This is a genomic window from Tatumella sp. JGM130 (genome assembly GCF_018257525.1).
Classification (GTDB): domain Bacteria; phylum Pseudomonadota; class Gammaproteobacteria; order Enterobacterales; family Enterobacteriaceae; genus Tatumella; species Tatumella punctata.
On record NZ_JAERJS010000023.1, the window covers coordinates 15926 to 34991 of the forward strand.

The following is a 19066-nucleotide window of genomic DNA, read 5'->3' on the forward strand; positions in this document are numbered from 1 at the left end:
CGGCAGACAATGCGTGACACTGTCACTTAATTACCGGAAGGGGATCGAGGTTCCGCCGGCAGAAAACAGTGCTATGCTGATAATACCCGCCCCATCTGCTGTCCATCCGGCACAGCACCTTGCTCCGGGCCAATGTGCCGCCGTCAGCCCGTCTTCAGGTGACTGCGGCGGTGCTCTCTGTGAACAGCAGCGATTAGCGGCTGCTTTTCTGTAAGGCATAAGGCAAAAGTATGACTGTGGATCTCACTAATAATCACGCCCCGTTCGGTACCCTGCTCGGTTACGCGCCCGGCGGCGTAGCGATTTACTCCTCCGATTACGACTCACTGGACAGTGAAGAGTATCCGGATGACTCGTCATTACGCAGTTTCCTCGGTAATGAATTTATGGGCTACAAATGGCAGTGCGTGGAATTTGCCAGACGTTTTCTGTATCTCAATTACGGTATGGTGTTTACCGATGTCAGAATGGCTTATGAGATTTTTTCTCTGCGTTTTCTGCGCCAGGTCATCAATGACGATATTCTGCCGTTGCAGGCCTTTGCCAACGGCTGTCCGCGCCCTCCTGTATCGGGTGCATTATTAATCTGGCAACAGGGCGGCGAATTTGCTGATACCGGCCACGTCGCGATGATTACGCGGGTATTTGCCGATAAAGTGCAAATTGTCGAACAGAATGTTATCCACAGTCCGCTGCCCGCGGGACAACAGTGGACCCGGCAACTGCCGTTGCGCCGACAGAATGGCCTGTTTTTTATTGATGATACCTTTGACGATACGCAAATCCTCGGCTGGATGATACAGACCTGTGATAACAGTGACAGCCTGCCGGAACCGGTGACTGCCGGTAAATTACTGGCAATCCACCCGCACAGAATCAGGGATAACGGCCAGTTTTCCGGTCCGTGGCTGAATGAAGACGATCCTGTTCAGTCGGCCTATATCCGTGCCAGCCATGGTCATATAATTAACGCCGATCCTCACCAGTATTTCACCCTTTCACGCAGTGCCGAACAGGAACTGATTAGGGCAACCAACGAACTGCATCTGATGTACCTGCACGCTACCGATAAGGTGTTACGGGATGATGCCCTGTTGCGCCTGTTTGATATCCCGGAAATCCTCTGGCCACGGCTGCGTCTGTCATGGCAGCGGCGGCGTCACCATATGGTGACCGGACGACTTGATTTTTGTCTGGATGAACGCGGGCTGAAAGTGTACGAATACAATGCCGATTCTGCTTCATGTCATACGGAAGCCGGAGTGATCCTCGGGAAATGGGCGCAACAGGGCGGAGTCAGTGCCGGAAAAGATCCCTGTCGCCGGCTGGTGGAAAACCTTTCAGCGGCCTGGAAACACAGCGATGCGCTGCCGTTTGTCCATATTCTGCAGGACGAGGATGCTGAAGAAAATTATCATGCATTACTGATGCAGCAGGCGTTAACCGATGCCGGTTTTGACAGTAAAATTCTTCATGGTCTCGGTGAGTTACACTGGAGTGCGACCGGATTACTGATTGACGATGACCAGCGGGAAGTTAACTGTGTCTGGAAAACCTGGGCCTGGGAAACGGTGCTGGAACAGCTGCGTCAGGAAACAGAAAACGATGCCACCGCTACCCTGCCGGTACGTACCGGTGAAGCCGATCAGGTGCGGCTGATGGATGTGTTATTACGGCCAGAGGTGATGGTATTTGAACCCCTGTGGACTGTTATTCCGGGCAATAAAGCTATCCTGCCGATCCTCTGGTCCCTGTTTCCGCATCATAAATACCTGCTGGATACAGATTTCACCGTAAATCAGGAACTGCAACAGACCGGCTACGCCATCAAACCTATCGGCGGGCGCTGTGGCAGTAATATCGGGCTGGTCAGCCATCAGGAGCAAATGCTGGATGAGACTGCCGGTAAATTTGCTCATCAGACTAATATTTATCAGCAGCTATGGTGTTTACCGCAGGTGGCCGGACGCTATATTCAGGTCTGTACCTTTACGGTCGGCGGCCACTATGGCGGAGCCTGTCTGCGTTCCGACCCGACACTGGTGATTAAAAAAGAAAGCGATATCGAACCCCTGCGCATTATTAAAGACAGGGATTTCAGCCGTTAACTCCGCCCTGTCCGTGGCAATCCTGCCACGGGCTTTTTTATAATAACGCCAGGAAATGTTCTCCGGCTTTACTCAGATTATGTCGCCGCCATGCCAGTGCAACCTGGGCGGTCAGCGGAGTGCCTTTTACCGGCAGGTAGCGTACGTTGGCCTGATCAATTTTACTCAGCGACGCAGGTATTATCGTATAACCAAAACCGGTGGCGACCATGCTGATAGCCGAGGTGGTCTGGGGTGATTGCGCAACATTGGGCGGAGTAAAACCTGCATCACTGCAGGCATTGATCACCGAATCATACAGCCCCGGAGAGATCTCGCGCGGGAAGATAATCAGCGTTTCGTTACGTAATTCAGCCAGAGAGCTGAGCTGATGATTCGCCGCCAGAGGATGATTAGCGGGTAACGCAACCACCATTTCTTCATTATCAATGATCCGGTACTCCAGTTCTCTGCTGCGGGCGCAGGGCAGCCGGATAAAGGCCAGATCAATCGCTCCCTTCAGCAGTTCATCCACCAGCGCTGACATATGCAGTTCACCGGGGTGCAGATTGATCATCGGATAATGGTCGCGGAAAGTGTGCAGCAAAGTGAACACCCGTGGATTGAGGGCCGTTGATGAGGCGAAACCAATCCGCAGCCAGCCACTCAGCCCGCGTCCGACACTGCAGGCTTTTTCAAAGGCGGCATCAGACATTTTCAATATTTTAATAGCATCTTCATATAGCACGCGGCCGGCATCGGTCAGTTCGACACTGCGGGTCAGACGGCGCAGTAACGGGCTGCCTATTTCGTGTTCAAGCCTCTGTATCTGCTGGCTGAGGGGGGGCTGTGATATCCCGAGATTTTCGGCAGCACGGGTGAAATTCCCCGCATCTGCCACCGCAACGAAATAGCGTAAATGGCGCAGTTCCATATCAAAAACGTCTCAAAGTGGGTACTGCATCATATTGGAATTATCTGCGGTGACCTGTCAACCTTTAGGCCACAAGGTTAAGTAAAAAACCGCAGGAAATAATCATGGAAACAGCAAGTTGCGGATGCAGCTGCATCAGCGATATCACCCGGGCAGCACTCAGACTGGAAAAAAAACAGGGTGAGAATGTCATTTATCAGGCTTCCCTGATGAGCGCCCTGTTGAGCGGTGTTTATGAAGGCGATACCACAATCCGTGAATTACTGGAGCACGGGGATTTCGGGCTCGGCACCTTTAATCATCTGGATGGTGAAATGATCGCTTTTAACAGTGACGTATTTCAGTTACGCAGCGATGGCAGTGCACGCAGCGCCCACCCGGACCAGAAAACGCCGTTCGCGGTGATGACTTTTTTCAACCCGACCCATGAATATACTATTGACCGCCCCCATACCCGCCAGCAGATCCATCAGATTATTGACGAAACGGTCGCCAGTAAAAACCTGTTTTGTGCCCTGCGCATCGACGGTCATTTCGAAAAGGTAGATACCCGTACCGTGCCGGAACAGCACCGTCCTTATAAACCGATGATGCAGGCTGTTGAAGAACAGCCGGTATTTCATATTCAGCGCCAGGACGGCGTGCTGATTGGTTTTCTGACGCCCGAGTATATGCAAGGCATTAATGTGGCGGGTTACCACGAACACTTTATTAATCAGCAGCGCAGCAGCGGCGGCCATGTGCTCGATTACCAGGTCAGTGAAGGGAAACTGACGTTTGGCACTATCGAAAAACTGCTGATTGATTTCCCCGGAGATAACGATTTCCGTAACGCCGATCTGAATCCGGACGATCTCAGTGCGGCTATCCAGTCAGTGGAAGGTTAACCCTCTGCGCGTAACGGCTAAGTAAGGATTTTACTGTGAAAGATACTGAGAAAAAAACCGGGTGGGAATGCGGCGCAGATTTGGTGGTCGCTCAGCTGGAAGAGCAGCAAGTTAAGTATGTGTTCGGTATCCCCGGTGCGAAAATTGACCGGGTATTTGACTCTCTGGAAGACTCTCCGATTATCACTGTTCCGGTGCGGCTGGAAGCAAACGCCGGATTTATGGCCGGGGCCATTGGTCGTCTGACGGGTAAAGCCGGTGTGGCGCTGGTCACTTCAGGCCCGGGGTGTTCAAACCTGATTACCAGTGCCGCTACTGCCACCTCCGAAGGTGACCCCTTTGTCGCCATCGGCGGGGCCGTTAGCCGGCAGGACCATCTGAAACAGGTACACCAGACCATGGATACCGTGTCGATGTTCCGTCCGGTCACCAAATATGCGGCCGAAGTTACCTCCTCATCGGCGATTGCCGAAGTCCTGTCTAATGGGTTCCGTGCCGCTGAGTTTGGCCGTCCGGGGGCATCATTTATCAGCCTGCCGATGGATATTGTCAACGAGCCCGCCAGCGGACATGTGCTGAGCGCACGCCTGCCGGCACTTGGCAGCGCACCACAAAAAGAGATTAATCAGGTTGCCGCACTGATCCGTCAGGCCAAAAACCCCGTATTGCTGCTCGGTCTGATGGCCAGCCAGACACGTAACGCCGATGCCGTACGCAAGTTACTGAGAAAAAGCGACATCCCTGTGACCAGCACTTATCAGGCTGCCGGGGTGATCGATCAGGATCACTTCTCACGCTTTGCCGGCCGTGTCGGTTTATTTAATAACCAGGCCGGCGACCAGTTACTGCGTAATGCTGACCTGATTATTACTGTCGGTTACAGTCCGGTAGAATATGAACCGGCAAAATGGAACCGCGGCGCGGCACAACTGGTGCATATTGATGTGCTGCCGGCCGAAAATGACAGTAATTACTCTCCGGATGTTGAATTAATCGGCGATATTGCAGAGACCGTCGATTTGCTGGCCGGACAGATTGATCAGCGTTATATATTAAGCAGCGGCACAGCCGCCATTTTGCAGGAACGCCAGCAGCAACGTGAGTTACTGTCGCGCAAGGGTCACAGCCTGCAGCAATTTGCCATCCATCCGTTACGGCTGGTGAGGGCAATGCAGGATATCGTGAATAACGATGTCACCCTGTGCGTGGATATGGGCAGCTTCCATATCTGGATTGCCCGTTACCTTTACAGTTTCCGTGCCCGTCAGGTGCTGATCTCCAACGGGCAGCAGACCATGGGCGTGGCACTGCCATGGGCGATTGGTGCCGCACTGGTTGACCCGCAGCGTAAAGTGGTGTCTGTGTCCGGAGACGGTGGTTTTATGCAGTCCAGTATGGAGCTGGAAACCGCAGTCCGGCTGGGCGTTAACCTGCTGCATATTATCTGGGTGGATAATTGCTACAATATGGTGGCGATTCAGGAAGACAAAAAATATGCCCGCACCTCCGGGGTGGATTTTGGTCCGATTGATTTTAAAGCCTACGCTGAAGCCTTTGGCGCCAAAGGTTTTGCCGTCACTTCTTCTGAAACGCTGGAAAGCACGCTGCGTGCCGCAATGGATGTTCAGGGCCCGGCGGTTATCGCCATCCCTGTGGATTACAGCGCCAATGCCCTGCTGATGAGCCAGCTGAATATGGCCGAAATGTTTTAACCCGCGGCGGTCATCACCGCAGGGGAGCAAAAGTGCTGCCCTGCGGCTGTGGTGATACGGGTTACGGACATGGGTTGTTACCCGGGTTAGCCGTTGCAAACACTTTCGCTGCAATAATTCGCCGGGGTTAAGCTACACTCTGAATTGCTGATTTATTATCCTATAACCGGAGGTTTCAGATGATAGCCGGATTTGTTGCCCTGATGATTGCTCACTCCCGTGTACTGCCTTTTTCTGTCGCCCTGTACTCTACGGAATCCCGCTGCCAGACCGCCATCAGCCAGCAGCAGCCAAAGTATCCGAAAACGCCACTGCTGTGTGGTGAGGTGATGCGCGGCAGCTATATGTAATGGTCAGTTGTCTGCCGCTGGCGGCACCATCCATGCGCGGGTGAAGTCAAACCAGCCGAGGTTATTCAGATGAATACCCTGTGCCTGCCCCGGACCTTTCAGCCGCATCCAGTGGTGGAACAGCGGCTGTAACCAGCCATCGCGGATCACTTCACGGGTCAGTTGTTTTGCCCCCAGTGTCTGCTCCCGCCACTGCTGTTGCCAGCCGGCAAACCGTTGCCTGTCCCCGCCGGATACTGAGTGTTTTAGCAGTGGCATCCCCAGCAGCCAGCTGCCGACGTGCCAGCTTTCAGGGACCGCAAAGTTAACCGTCCCCAGCCAGAGATCGGCTTCCGCATCGCCGCGCGCCCATTGCTGATACTCCAGCCCGAGCAGAGTCAGGGTAATATTGTGTTGCTGCAGCAGATGCTGCATTTCGCAGGCCAGCATGGCAAATTCCGGGTGCTGAAGATGATACGCCAGGGTCAGTTGCCCGCAGCCCTCTGACAGGCGTGTAAATGGCGGAATGGTCACCGGGCCGTCATCCATATAGTGCAGCCAGTCCGGTAACAGGCTGCCTGCAGGGATCCAGAATGGCCGGATCGGCGCAATAAAACGCTGGATCAGCGCGTAAGGGTTCAGTACTTCACGGATCCAGCGGCGGTGTTCTGGTTTTTTCCAGTAAGCCGAACGGCTGTCGCAGAGCAAAAAATAACCGCCTTTTTCGGGAAACATCTCACCGGAAACATCGTCCGGCGGGCCGCTCAGTCCTGCGGCCATCCCCGAAGTGTATTCGATATCACTCAGGCTGGAACTCAGCCATGCCGCCGGAGCAACCGGATGCAGCCGCGCGGTGGCTTCTGCCGGCGGCGCAGCCTCTCCCTGTTCCGATAAAGGCCAGACAATCACTTCGATATCATCCAGCAGCCCGCGGAAACCGAAATAGTCATCAAATGCCTGCATCCGTAAATGCCACTGATCATTTTCGGCGACAAAATACGGTCCGCTGCCGATCGGTCTGACAGCAAAGTCTTTGCGGCTGGCATGGTCAGCTGGCAGGATCAAGGCCGCAGTGTCGGTCAGTAATAAAGGTAATTGCGGATCAGGCTGGCTCAGTTCAATCACTACCGTCAGACTGCCCTGTGCCGTAACCTGCCGCAGGTGCGAAAACAAGGGTAATTCTGCGCTGCGGATTAATGAGGCCACCACATCCTTGCTGGTCAGTTCTTTACCATCATGGAAACGGACCGCCGGCCGCAGATGAAAAGACCACTTCAGCTCACTGCTCTGTGACCAGAAATGAGCCAGATCGGCTTCCGGCCGGCCACTTTGCGGATTAATACGGGTCAGCCCGCTGAAAATCTGTTTCACCAGATGCGCTTCTGAACGACGCAGAGGGGTCCCCGGGTACAGATGCGGCATGGTCCGGTAATAGGGGATCCGCAGAGACTGACGATCCTGGCGAACACTGTAGCCCAGTTTTTTCCTGAGCAATGCCGACACCAGCGGCTGCTGATTATCAAGTAACCGCACGGCGCTGCCAATGTCGCCGTCATCCAGCAGATGTTCCGCTTTTGCTAACAATAGCTGCTGTTCGCTGCAACGCAGGATCAGCCGCGACTGATGACCACGTCCCGCATTTGCCTGCCATTCCAGCCAGCCCGCATCCTGCATTCTTAAAAGTAATGACCGCATGTGCCGTTTGGTACAGCACAGCTGATCAGCCAGCGCCCCTAAGGTGGTAGTGATATCCCGTGACGGAAAATAGTTCAGTAATCTCAGATAATGTTGTTCAAGTCGTGTTACCGGCATAAAAGAGGAACTCCTTTAATAAAAACACAGCCGTTTTTACCTTCCTCTTTTTAGTTCATTATCAGAGTGACGACAAGTTTTAACAAATTTATCAGTGTGGTCTGCCGTCCGGACAACCTGAAAAAAACAGAGCGACAAGGAGTAATGTATGACCCGCCAGATTAATAAAGACACCACCATTTGTATGTCACTGGCCGCACGCCCCAGTAACTTCGGTACCCGCTTTCATAATTACCTGTATGACGCCCTGGATCTCGATTATCTGTATAAGGCCTTTACTACCCGCGATTTACCTGCCGCTATCGGCGGTGTCAGGGCATTAGGTATCCGTGGCTGTGCGATTTCAATGCCTTTTAAACAGCAGTGTATTCCGCTGGTCGATGAACTGGATGCCTCCGCCGCGGCGATTAATTCAGTCAATACTATCGTCAATACTGACGGTTATCTGAAAGCCTATAATACGGATTACATTGCGATCGCCGCCCTGCTGAAACAATACCAGGTCAGTAATCAGCTCAGTTTTGTCCTGCTTGGCAGTGGCGGTATGGCAAAAGCTATCGCCTGTGCCCTGAAAGATGCCGGTTTTAAAGACGGCTGGGTGATCGGTAACAATGCCGACAGCGCAGCGGAACTGGCGGAGCTTTGTGGTTTTCGTTCAGCGACCGATATGACATCGTTGCAACCGCAGTTACTGATTAACGCCACCCCTATCGGTATGACAGGAAGCCCGGACGCAGAGAAACTGGCATTTTCCGTCTCGCAGATACAGGCGGCAGAGATAGTTTTTGATGTGGTCGCCCTGCCGGAAACAACGCCGTTGATTAACTGTGCCCGTGAACTGAATAAAACCGTGATCACCGGTTCGGAAGTGTTTGCTATTCAGGCCGTTGAACAATTTGCACTCTATACGGGGATTCGTCCGTCGAACCAATTGTTCCGTGAGGCCGCCGCCTATTCACGACAATAATCTGCCGGCCTCTGTACCCGGTAAGCTTAAAACACCTGTTAAACCAATAATACGAACTGAAATATAAGGTGTATTCCATGAGTCAGCGAATGGTTGCAGTAACCGCCTGTCCTACAGGTGTCGCACATACGTTTATGGCCGCAGAGGCTCTGAAAACCGCCGCCGAAAAGCTCGGTTACCTGCTTAACGTGGAAACCCGTGGCTCCGTGGGCGCACGGGATTTACTGAGTGATGACGATATCCGGCAGGCAGATGTCGTCATTATTGCCGCAGATATTGATACTGATTTATCCCGTTTCGTGGGAAAACGTATTTACCGCACCAGCACCAGTGCGGCACTGAAAAACCCGCAGCAGGTACTGCAACAGGCCGGCGAGTCAGCCACTGTGTACAATACCGCCGCCTCCGGCAGGAGTGGCGGGACAAAAAACCAACTGCCCTCCGTCTACAAACACCTGATGACCGGGGTGTCACATATGCTACCGCTGGTAGTCGCCGGGGGATTATGTATCGCCTTATCTTTTGTCTTCGGGATTGAAGCATTTAAACAACCGGGCACCCTGGCGGCGGCATTAATGGATATCGGGGGGAAAGCGGCTTTTGCCCTGATGGTGCCGGTGCTGGCAGGCTATATTTCTTATTCGATTGCTGACCGTCCCGGGCTGGCACCCGGCCTGATTGGCGGTATGCTGGCCGCAACCGGTGGCGCCGGTTTTCTCGGCGGGATTGTCGCCGGATTTCTGGCCGGTTACACCGCCCGCTTTCTGACGCAGAAAATCCGTCTGCCGGCGTCCATGGAGGCATTAAAACCGGTACTGGTGATCCCTTTACTGGCCACTCTGGTGACCGGGCTGATTATGATCTTCGTGGTGGGCGGACCGGTGGCACGGGTAATGGCCGGCCTGACGAATTTCCTCGCCAGTATGACAACCGCCAATGCAGTACTGCTGGGGGTGTTACTGGGAGCAATGCAATGCTTTGATCTCGGGGGACCGGTCAATAAAGCGGCCTATACTTTCGGCGTCGGTCTGCTGGCATCCCATACCTACGGTCCGATGGCCGCAATTATGGCTTCAGGCATGGTTCCGGCCCTCGGCATGGGAATCTCCACCTGGCTGGCGAAAACTAAGTTCAGTCAGCAGGAGCGGGAAGCCGGTAAAGCCTCCTTTGTTCTGGGCCTGTGCTTTATTTCAGAAGGTGCTATCCCCTTTGCCGCCAGGGATCCCATCAGGGTTATCCCGTCAACAATGACAGGCGGCGCACTGGCCGGCGGGATGTCGATGTATTTTGGCTGTACCCTGATGGCACCACACGGCGGGCTGTTTGTACTGGCTATTCCAAACGCGGTTGATCATGTGGGACTGTATCTGCTGGCCATTATTACTGGCAGCCTGGTGACCGGGGCAATGTATGCGTTACTGAAACCGGGGCTGGCACTGACAACAGTAAAATCCTGACGGTTAAACGGCTCCGGTGAGCACCGGAGCCGTTTACTGGCTGAAACAGATTAACGGACCTGAGAAGAGATCACCTGTTTACCCGCCTGCCAGACACGATAGCTGACCTGTACGCCCTCAGGCGCATAAACAACCAGCGGCAGTTTACTGTTATAGCGCAGTAATTGCTCCCCGGCCGCAGGCAGCGTCACCAGAGTATTTTTCTTAGGGGTATCGACACAAGCCATGCGAGTTGATACCGCCCCGGGCTGCAGGCTGACCTGATAATAAGGATAGCCCCAGCCTTTGACGGTCTGCTCACTGAGTTCCCCGGCCAGCCGGACCTGGTTACAATCGGTCAGCATCTGTTTACCAATAATCAGTTCCACCCTGTGCTGTGGTTCGTCGGCAAGTACCGGCAACAACATGACATGGCGCTGCATATGTTCAGCAGCCGGAGGATAAGGTTTAAGCTGTGCTTCAGCGTCCGCTGTGGCGGCCTGTGCCGCACTGCCGAACAATATTGCCGGAACAAACACTAAGGCTACGGAGAGTCTGATCATAGAATTTCCTAAAGTAAGTAATACAACATCATTCTGTACTGGCCTTCAACCGCTAAGGTTTCAGTGACAACCCCTGCCGCCACGACAGGCAGTACATTGTCTGCAGGCCATCGCCGGACTGGCCGGGTTGAAACTGCGTGGTGTACAGCGGGACATTAACAGTATCAGCAGCAGGTTATATACTATCACCCCTGTCAGAATCAGTCCGGCACTGAGAGGGGATTCGCGAAAACTGATTAACTGCCAGCTGACTGTCGCGACGGACCAGGCAATACTCAGCCCCCAGAACACCGAAAACAGCATCCAGTAACGATTACTTTCGCGGGTGATCGCCCCCATAACCGAGGCACAGGGTACATACAACAATACAAACAGCAGATAACAAAATGCGCCGCCACTGCCGGCAAACTTCTGCTGCATCAGCCCTGAGGCGGCAATCCCCATTTCTGCATCCCCCTGGCTGGCCTGCAGAGGATTTTCCAGTGCCGCCGGACTAAAGGTTGCTGCCAGACTGTCACGCGTCGCTTGCCAGGCTGCTGTCAGTTCTTCCCATGGACTGAACTGTGACGGATCAAAAGACTGTTCTTCCATCATTTGTGAAGTATAGAGCGTATTTAACGTGCCGATCACCACTTCTTTCGCCATCGCGCCGGTGATCAGGCCAACCGTTGCCTGCCAGTTATCCTGCCGGATACCCATTGGCTGCAGCAACGGTGTGATAAACTGGCCGACCGTTTGCAGTGCCGGCGGGTTTTCAGGGCTGACCACTTGTCCGTTAATTGCAAAACTGTTCAGGCCACTGATCAGTAAGCTGACCACCACTATCACTTTCCCTGCCCGCCAGACAAATTCCCGTAATCTCTGCCAGCTTTGCAGCATCAGGCTTTTCATATGCGGCAGATGGTAGAGCGGCAGTTCCATAATAAATGGCCGGGCTTCGCCACGCAGCAATGTGTATTTCAGTAATAAGCCGGTCATTATCGCAACCACAATCCCGGTAAGATACAGGGCAAACACCGCCAGGGCGCTGTGGTGACCGAAGAATACCGACGAAAAAACAGCGAAAATCGCCAGTCTGGCACCGCAGGACATAAAAGGTGCCATTAATATCGTCATCAGTCGTTCCCGCGGGGAGTCGAGACTGCGGGTCCCCATCACCGCCGGGACATTGCAGCCAAATCCGGTGATCAGCGGGACAAAGGATTTACCGGGCAATCCCAGCCATTGCATCAGCCGGTCCATGACAAAGGCCGCCCGTGCCATATAGCCGGAATCTTCCATAAAGGTCATCAGCAGGTACATAATGCCGATTTGCGGTATTAAAGGCAGTACCGTATTGATCCCTCCGCCAATACCGCTGGCCAGAAAATCCGTCACACCGGACGGCAACTGTCCGGCCCAGCCCAGCCATTGAATGCCGTGAATAAACAGGGTCACGGAACCAAGGTCAAACAGGGGTTGCAGGGCCCCGCCGACATTAATCGCCAGAAAAAACATCAGGTACATCATCAGAAAAAATACCGGTAATCCGAGCCAGCGGTTCATGACTATCCGGTCCAGTCTGCGGGTCAGCAGGTGCGGTGTGGCGGACTGCTGGCTGACAACATCATCCGCCAGTTGCCGCGCTGTCTGCTGACGTAACCTGGCCATTTTTAATGGAATATCCTCCTCCTCTCCCGGCAGTGCATCGGTCTCTGTCAGGACGTTTTCTGAAAGATACTGCCGACTGCAGATATCCCCTTCCAGTACTTGCAATGCCAGCCAGCGCCGAAGTGCCGGCGGAAAAGAAGCACTAATATGCGCTGAGATTTGCGATGCCAGCTGATCTATTGCCGGGGGTAATGCCAGTAAGTCAGGCGGTTGCCTGGCTGGCGGTGAGGCCTGGCTGTGATCGATAGCATGTTTCAGGGCCACCAGCCCCTGTTTACGGGTCGATACCATCGGGATCACCGGACATCCCAGCCGTGCCGCCAGTCGCGGAATATCCGGAATAATGCCGCGCTGTGCCGCCACATCCATCATATTAAGCACCAGAATGCAGGGAATTCCGGTAGCAAGTAACTGTAAGCTCAGCCATAAGTTGCGTTGCAGGGCACTGGCATCAACCACATTAATCAGTAGTCCGGCGTTATGCCCGACAATAAACTGCGCTGCGATTTGCTCATCAACCGAGGCTTCTGGCGAGGTCACGGTCAGAGAATAGAGCCCCGGTAAATCCACCAGCTGGACCAGCGCACTGCCGGTAGTAAAAAAACCTTCTTTACGTTCGACGGTCACACCTGCCCAGTTACCTGTGCGCTGACTGGCACCGGTTAACTGATTGAACAGGGTGGTTTTACCGGTATTCGGGTTTCCTGCCAGCCCAATGGTCAGTGGTTTTCTGCTCATCGCTGATCGCCTCCGCCAGTGGCTGGCAGTCTTTCCAGGCTCAGTGAGCGTAAATCTCTGCGGCGTAACATCAGATTCATGGTGCGGGTATGGATCTCCAGCGGATCACCTAACGGGGCGACCCTGACTACCTGAAAATCAGTACCCGGCAGTAAGCCCAGTGACAGTAACCTCTGCCGGAATGCAGGCGGTGTTTGCGGGTTAATCGCGCGGATAAGATAACGGTGACCGGCAGTCACTGTCATAGCAATATTCCTTATTCAGTCATTCGGTATCAGTCAATGACCGGTATAATAATGAGAATAGTTCTCAATTGATTTGACGCAAAGCAAAGAATCCGCCAATTGTGTGATCTGACGCGAGGCAGGGGCAGCAGGCAGGACGCGGCGAGGGTCGCAAATACAGCAGACAGAAGGCTGACAGCAAAAACCAGCCGGCGGTGCTCACCGCCAGCCGGCTGGCAGGTTTAGCAACCGGAGGAAGCCAGTAACCCGTACTGATGAATAAAGCTGTGCAGTTGTACCGGGGTAGGTAATGCCGGCAGTGCACCTTTGCGGGTGGTTGCCAGTGCGCCACAGGCACTGGCCTGAGAGATAAGTGCACTGATCTGACTGAGATCCGGCATGCCATGGCGTGCCAGCCAGGCCAGTAAGCCTGCCATAAAAGCATCCCCCGCCCCGGTGGTATCAATGCTGTCCACCGGATAGCCGGCAAAGCTCAGGGTCTGTCCCTGATAGATAACCACCACACCGTCTTTACCCCGGGTAATAATTTTCAGGGCAGCCGGATAAGGTTCCAGGCAATGCAGCGCCTGCTGTAATTCCGTACTCTGATCGTCAGCCAGCCAGAATAATTCATCATCAGACAGTTTCAGAATATCGGCGGCAGCACACTGCTGCCGGACGACCTGCCTCATCTGTTGCTTATCGGCCCACATTTGCTCACGCAGATTAAGATCGAAACTGACACTGCCATTGTTTTCTTTAATCCGTGATACTGCCTGCAATGTAGTATCGCGACAGGTTTCTGCCGCCAGGGCCAGTGAACAAAAATGTAAAATATCCCGACCGAAAGGCGGCAAATCATCACTGGTCAGAAATTGATCTGCCGATGGATTCACCAGAAAAGAGAAACTCCGTTCGCCGCTTTCGGCTAAATCGACCATCACGGTACTGGTGCGGTGTTCTGCATCGCGGATCATATATCCCGCGTCAACACCCTGTTCTTCCAGTGTTTTTTTCAGGAAGCGACCGAAGGTGTCTTCACCTACCCGGCCGATAAACGCGGTTTCTGCCGCCAGCCTGGCCGCACCGACAACCACATTAAATGGCGCTCCGCCGGCACAAGCCTGGTAGCGCATTTCGCCGACGGGAAGCAGGTCAACTACCGCGTCACCCAGAGCCCAAATTTTCATGTTATTTCCTTCATTTTGTCTGTCAGGGGACACCGGCAACCCCGGTTGACGCTTCAGAGACACCCGGTTTTTACGGCGACGAATTATAACGGAAAATAAATAATGTTCGTTCATAATCACAAAATTTATTTATTAATTTTTTATGCATAACCGCTGATTAAGCCATTATTCCCGTGCAGAGTGGCCATAAAAGGACAATAACCACAGGAATCAGGCCCTCAGTTACATTTCTCTTACACTTCTGTCCGGCGACAGCGTCTAACATATAACTTTTTATTATGGTAGATTAGCCCACTTTTTTTATTTATCGGGTGGATACTCTCGCAAGATGATTAAATGTTGGTCGAAAGAAGAAACTTTATGGAGTTTTGCGCTCTATGGCACTGCGGTAGGGGCCGGAACGCTGTTTCTGCCCATTCAGTTAGGCTCCGCAGGCGCAGTTGTGTTGTTTCTGACAGCATTACTGGCCTGGCCTCTGACCTACTGGCCACATAAAGCATTATGTCAGTTCATTCTGGCTTCCAAAGCCGGTCATCTCCAGGATGGTATTACTGCAGCAGTACGGGAGTTTTTTGGCCGCAAAGTCGGCAATCTGATCTCTGCGTTATACTTTGTCGCTTTTTTCGTGGTGATACTGATTTATGCTGTTGCTATTACTAATTCACTGGCGGAACAGCTGGCAAGGCATATGACCGTTGGTCACGGTACCCGGATATTGCTCAGTCTGGCAGTGGTCGCGGTACTGAACCTGATCTTTCTCACCGGACGAGGTATGACGATTAAGGTGATGGGCTTTCTGGTCTTCCCGCTGATAGCTTACTTTCTGTTCCTGTCCGTCTACCTCAGCAGCCACTGGCAGCCTGCCCTGCTGACCTCCGGTCTGACTTATACCCCCTCTACCCTTCATGCCATCTGGTTTTCTATCCCTGTTATGGTGTTTGCCTTTAGCCATACCCCCATTATTTCTACCTTTGCTGTTGCACAGCGCGAGAAATATCATGACCAGGCGATGGCTAAGTGCAAAAAAATCATGAAGGTTGCTTATCTGATTATCTGCCTGAGTGTGCTGTTTTTTGTCTTCAGCTGCTTTATGGCCATTCCGGAGGCTAATGTCGAGGTGGCTAAACAGCAGGGTCTGACCATCTTGTCTGCACTGTCAATGATGTCTTCCTCTGCCGGCTGGCTGAGTGTCTCAGGGATTGTTGTCGCGGTTGTCGCGATGTCTAAATCGTTTCTCGGCACCTACTTTGGTGTGATCGAAGGGGCGACCCAGCTGGTCTCTTCTGCAGCGCAGCAGGCAGGTTTCAAGCCGGGCCCGAAACTGAGCCGCGGCTTATCTGTGGCTATCGTGTCGGTGGTGACGTTTATTATCTGTTGCCTTAACCCGAATGCACTGTCGATGATTTATGCCATCAGCGGTCCGTTAATCGCACTGATCCTGTTTATTATGCCAACCCTCTCCTGCTGGCTGGTACCTGTATTACGGCCATACCGTTCCCTGGCCAATGTGCTGGTGCTGATTGTCGGTGTGTTATGTGTCTCGGTAATGTTTTTTAAATAATCCCCTGCCAGCCTGTTTTCCTGACAGGCTGGCTTGTTTTCTCCCTGCCAATATCGCATCTGTTTTGCTATAAAAATCACACATCCCCCGGTTACAGACTATTCTGATAATTGTAAGTTTCCGTATGAAGACAGGCACTTTATCGCGGAATCAGGTACATAGTAGTAACAGTTAATTTGGTCATGGAGGTCTGCATGCTAGCGTCTGCCATTAGTCTGGTTCGGTCCAAGGCAGGTTTTGTCCAGCAATTTATTCGTAATCCGCGAAAGGTGGGCAGTATCACCCCATCATCGATAGCATTGTGTGAAACAATGGCTGCCTGTGCTGACTGGAAAGATGTCCGCCGGGTCGCGGAACTGGGTGCCGGAGATGGTGTGTTAACGAAAGTTCTGCTGAAGCATATGGCGACACATGCAGAAATTGATGTGTTTGAAATCAGTCCGCCACTGGTACGCAGTCTGAGAGCAATTAACGACCCGAGGGTCAGGGTGCATGCCAATTCTGCCGAGCGGCTCAACGGTCAGTACGACGTGATTTTTTCCGGACTTCCCCTGCTATCATTAGACCCTCCGGTTCGTCATGCCGTGTTGTCGGCGGTGCATAAAAGCCTCGCGCCGGGCGGGGTATTCGTGCAATTTCAGTATACCTCCCTTACCCAGTCAGAACTGTCGCGTTACTTTACCTGGGAACGGAAACGGGTGCTGAAAAATGTTCCGCCGGCCTGGGTATACCGCTGCACTCATCACTGGACACAAGGTTAAACGGGTTATCCGGCTCAGAGCGGTAAAAACACCCCCTGAGCGGATACTGATAACTGCCGTGATAAATTAACGGGGTTCCTGCTGCTGTTCTGACAACTCTTCATACATCGCCTGAATCGCCCCCCGGGTGAGTCCTGCCAGGCTGCGATAGAATGCCGTTTCTGCATTCGCTTCAGTCTTACCAAGAAATGCCCCGCACCACGGAAGTAAAAACTGTTCAAACACTGTCATCTGCGCCAGATATTCATCTTCCTGTGACTGGTCTTCCAGCCAGGAGGTCGCCAGTAATAATACCCCGAAATGGTTAGCCGGCGTTTCACTCAGAGGCATACCGCGTTGTTGCAGAAATGTCCGGACCTCATCCTGCTGAGGGCCGCCTTCCCAGTCCGAGCCAAACGGTGAGACTGCCGGTACTTCTCCGCCAAATAACGCACGATAATCCTGTTCCAGCGCAGGAAGGTCACAGCTTTTTTGTAACACCGCCAGTAATTCATCCTGTTCCAGTGGCCATTGCTGCTGTAGTTTGCCTTCGCTGATTACCGTCAGCAGTGGCTGCATTACCGGATCGGCCGGTGAGCGGTTATACAATGAACCGAGAATACGACAGATCAGTGAAAATTCATTCATGGAGGATAATTCCTTGCGCGTTAATATCCGGCCCGCGAGATTCTGATGCCCGGCGAATAAAAGCGGGTTGCCGGAAAGTAATATAGCGCAGTATTTAAAGTCCCCTGCCGGCAGTTGTCAATTAAAGCTTGCCGATTGTGAGGTTTTTGCGGGAGATAGCGGTATATCCGGCTATCATGACAGAAATATCAGAGATGCAGACAAAAAGGGCCATACCGGAGGTATGGCCCTTTGTTCAGTAATGCCAGAACAGGCCGTTTAGCCGGTTCTGTTACCCCGCAAAGCAGAATGTATTACCGGGATCAGCTTTTAACTTTTCTGTAAATCCACAGTACCACCAGCGAACCGATCACTGCGACTATAAAGCTGCCGAAATTAAACCCGTTGACTTTGCCAAAGCCAAAAAACGTACTGATCCAGCCGCCGACCAGTGCCCCGACAATCCCTAAGATCACCGTCATAATAAAGCCGCCACCGTCTTTTCCCGGCATAATCCATTTAGCCAGAATACCGGCGATTAGCCCGAAAATGATCCATGAAATAATACCCATAACAGCTCCTTACATTTGATGACTTTACGTAAATCAGAACAATGTTATTCAGTGTAATCACTGTCTGCTTTTTTTCACCCGCTAATAGCCAGGTAATGGACTGCGCAGCAGATACGCAGACTGTCAGGCATTTTGCATCAATGGTACCGGAATTATCCTGCAGTCACATTAATACATCCTGTACAGCAGGTAAGTATAGTCACAGAGTCAGCAGAAGGCGACCTGTCAGAAAAAATTATGACTGGCTGCCGGATATTTAACCAGCACCCTTAGTAACTCGTATTAACTGTCACGATAAGCATTCGTGACTTTCCACAAATAACGCGGGGCCTGGCTGGCCGGATGTCTGCGCTCAATAAAACGATAGAACTGCTGTGGCGTCATATCATTAATCATCGCAATCGCTGTATTGCGGTTGCGGGAGAAGGTGCGTAATAAGGCACCGGCTCCGTTGGAGTATGAGACGATGGTTGCATAGCGCAATGTGACAGGATTATGAATGCCGGACAACATACTGTTTTGCAGGATTCTAATATATGCCGTGCCAATCTCAATATTTTTAGCCGGATCTCTCAGCTCGCTGCGGGTGGGCTGCCCCCGTTTACCCTGCACCCGGTAAACCTCACGGCCTGCGGTGGATGCCTTTATTTGCATCAGACCCACCGCATCAGAACGGCTGACTGCATTCGGGTTTCCACCAGACTCGACACTAATAATGGCGCTGATTAAACGTTGATCAACGCCATAATGACTGGCAGCATCTTCGGTGAAAAGGGACCAGTCATCATTACTGGTCAGTACTCTGGAAGGCGGTGCTTCAATGAGTGGTGTATATTTTTGCTGTACTGTATGCGTCGGTGGTTCACTGGCACACCCTGCCAGTAATAAGGCAGAGAGCACAAGAAATTTTATTTTCACGTTATCGTTATCCTGATCATTTTGCGTCGCCTATGATACAGATTTCTCATCCGCAGAAAATTACCGTTTGTCTTAAATACCCCGGGACTGAAAGGCGTGACTTATCCCGCTATTTTCGC

17 protein-coding genes are annotated in these 19066 nt (G+C 52.6%); 8 read left to right on the forward strand and 9 right to left on the reverse strand.

Going from position 1 to position 19066, the window contains the following annotated elements:
• Window positions 1-230: 230 nt before the first annotated feature.
• Entirely contained in the window at window positions 231-2108 is a 1878-nt protein-coding gene (gene gss / locus JK211_RS11575; RefSeq protein WP_212708834.1) for a bifunctional glutathionylspermidine amidase/synthase, read from the forward strand.
• A gap of 37 nt (window positions 2109-2145) precedes the next feature.
• Here gss and JK211_RS11580 read toward each other — a convergent pair whose 3' ends face one another.
• On the reverse strand, window positions 2146-3021 hold the full coding sequence (locus JK211_RS11580; protein ID WP_212708835.1) for a LysR family transcriptional regulator: 876 nt from the start codon (window positions 3019-3021) through the stop codon (window positions 2146-2148).
• Between the two features lie 104 nt (window positions 3022-3125).
• Between JK211_RS11580 and budA the strand changes: the two genes are divergently transcribed.
• From budA to JK211_RS11595, 3 genes are all read left to right on the forward strand, one after another.
• The gene (gene budA / locus JK211_RS11585) at window positions 3126-3908 is read left to right on the forward strand and encodes an acetolactate decarboxylase (RefSeq protein WP_212708836.1); all 783 of its coding nucleotides are present in this window, start codon (window positions 3126-3128) and stop codon (window positions 3906-3908) included.
• A gap of 35 nt (window positions 3909-3943) precedes the next feature.
• Window positions 3944-5620 (forward strand): acetolactate synthase AlsS, encoded by a 1677-nt coding sequence (alsS, locus tag JK211_RS11590; protein WP_212708837.1) that lies wholly within the window; start codon window positions 3944-3946, stop codon window positions 5618-5620.
• A gap of 179 nt (window positions 5621-5799) precedes the next feature.
• A complete protein-coding gene (locus tag JK211_RS11595; protein WP_212708838.1) occupies window positions 5800-5970 on the forward strand; it encodes a hypothetical protein in 171 nt (56 codons plus the stop codon).
• A 3-nt stretch (window positions 5971-5973) separates the two neighbouring features.
• On the opposite strand, the gene JK211_RS11600 is transcribed toward JK211_RS11595, so the two are convergent.
• Window positions 5974-7761 carry an SgrR family transcriptional regulator gene (locus JK211_RS11600; RefSeq protein WP_212708839.1) on the reverse strand — a complete coding sequence of 596 codons (1788 nt, stop codon included), beginning with the start codon at window positions 7759-7761 and terminating at the stop codon, window positions 5974-5976.
• A 148-nt stretch (window positions 7762-7909) separates the two neighbouring features.
• Between JK211_RS11600 and JK211_RS11605 the strand changes: the two genes are divergently transcribed.
• Both JK211_RS11605 and JK211_RS11610 read left to right on the forward strand, forming a co-directional pair.
• Complete coding sequence (locus JK211_RS11605) at window positions 7910-8728, forward strand: shikimate 5-dehydrogenase (RefSeq protein WP_212708840.1); 819 nt, start codon at window positions 7910-7912, stop codon at window positions 8726-8728.
• A gap of 77 nt (window positions 8729-8805) precedes the next feature.
• A complete protein-coding gene (locus tag JK211_RS11610) occupies window positions 8806-10185 on the forward strand; it encodes a fructose-specific PTS transporter subunit EIIC (RefSeq protein ID WP_212708841.1) in 1380 nt (459 codons plus the stop codon).
• 50 nt (window positions 10186-10235) lie between these two features.
• Here the strand turns inward: JK211_RS11610 and eco are convergent, their stop codons facing one another.
• The 4 genes from eco to JK211_RS11630 form a co-directional block, all read right to left on the reverse strand.
• Window positions 10236-10727, reverse strand: a complete 492-nt coding sequence (gene eco / locus JK211_RS11615; protein ID WP_212708842.1) for a serine protease inhibitor ecotin — start codon at window positions 10725-10727, stop codon at window positions 10236-10238.
• A 60-nt stretch (window positions 10728-10787) separates the two neighbouring features.
• The gene (gene feoB, locus JK211_RS11620; protein WP_212708843.1) at window positions 10788-13115 is read right to left on the reverse strand and encodes a Fe(2+) transporter permease subunit FeoB; all 2328 of its coding nucleotides are present in this window, start codon (window positions 13113-13115) and stop codon (window positions 10788-10790) included.
• The gene (locus JK211_RS11625; protein WP_212708844.1) at window positions 13112-13360 is read right to left on the reverse strand and encodes a FeoA domain-containing protein; all 249 of its coding nucleotides are present in this window, start codon (window positions 13358-13360) and stop codon (window positions 13112-13114) included. Before JK211_RS11625 ends, feoB begins: the two co-directional genes overlap by 4 nt.
• A 221-nt stretch (window positions 13361-13581) precedes the next feature.
• A complete protein-coding gene (locus JK211_RS11630; protein WP_212708845.1) occupies window positions 13582-14529 on the reverse strand; it encodes an aminoimidazole riboside kinase in 948 nt (315 codons plus the stop codon).
• A 328-nt stretch (window positions 14530-14857) separates the two neighbouring features.
• Between JK211_RS11630 and JK211_RS11635 the strand changes: the two genes are divergently transcribed.
• Together JK211_RS11635 and JK211_RS11640 are read left to right on the forward strand one after the other, a co-directional pair.
• Window positions 14858-16090, forward strand: coding sequence for an amino acid permease (locus tag JK211_RS11635; protein WP_212708846.1), 1233 nt, complete (start codon window positions 14858-14860; stop codon window positions 16088-16090).
• A 194-nt stretch (window positions 16091-16284) separates the two neighbouring features.
• Window positions 16285-16851: a class I SAM-dependent methyltransferase gene (locus JK211_RS11640; protein ID WP_212708847.1), complete on the forward strand. Its 567-nt coding sequence runs from the start codon at window positions 16285-16287 to the stop codon at window positions 16849-16851.
• Between the two features lie 66 nt (window positions 16852-16917).
• On the opposite strand, the gene JK211_RS11645 is transcribed toward JK211_RS11640, so the two are convergent.
• From JK211_RS11645 to JK211_RS11655, 3 genes are all read right to left on the reverse strand, one after another.
• On the reverse strand, window positions 16918-17478 hold the full coding sequence (locus JK211_RS11645) for a molecular chaperone (protein WP_212708848.1): 561 nt from the start codon (window positions 17476-17478) through the stop codon (window positions 16918-16920).
• Window positions 17479-17780: 302 nt separating this feature from the next.
• The gene (locus JK211_RS11650) at window positions 17781-18029 is read right to left on the reverse strand and encodes a GlsB/YeaQ/YmgE family stress response membrane protein (RefSeq protein ID WP_212708849.1); all 249 of its coding nucleotides are present in this window, start codon (window positions 18027-18029) and stop codon (window positions 17781-17783) included.
• Between the two features lie 282 nt (window positions 18030-18311).
• Window positions 18312-18947, reverse strand: coding sequence for a transglycosylase SLT domain-containing protein (locus tag JK211_RS11655; protein WP_212708850.1), 636 nt, complete (start codon window positions 18945-18947; stop codon window positions 18312-18314).
• Window positions 18948-19066 lie beyond the last annotated feature (119 nt).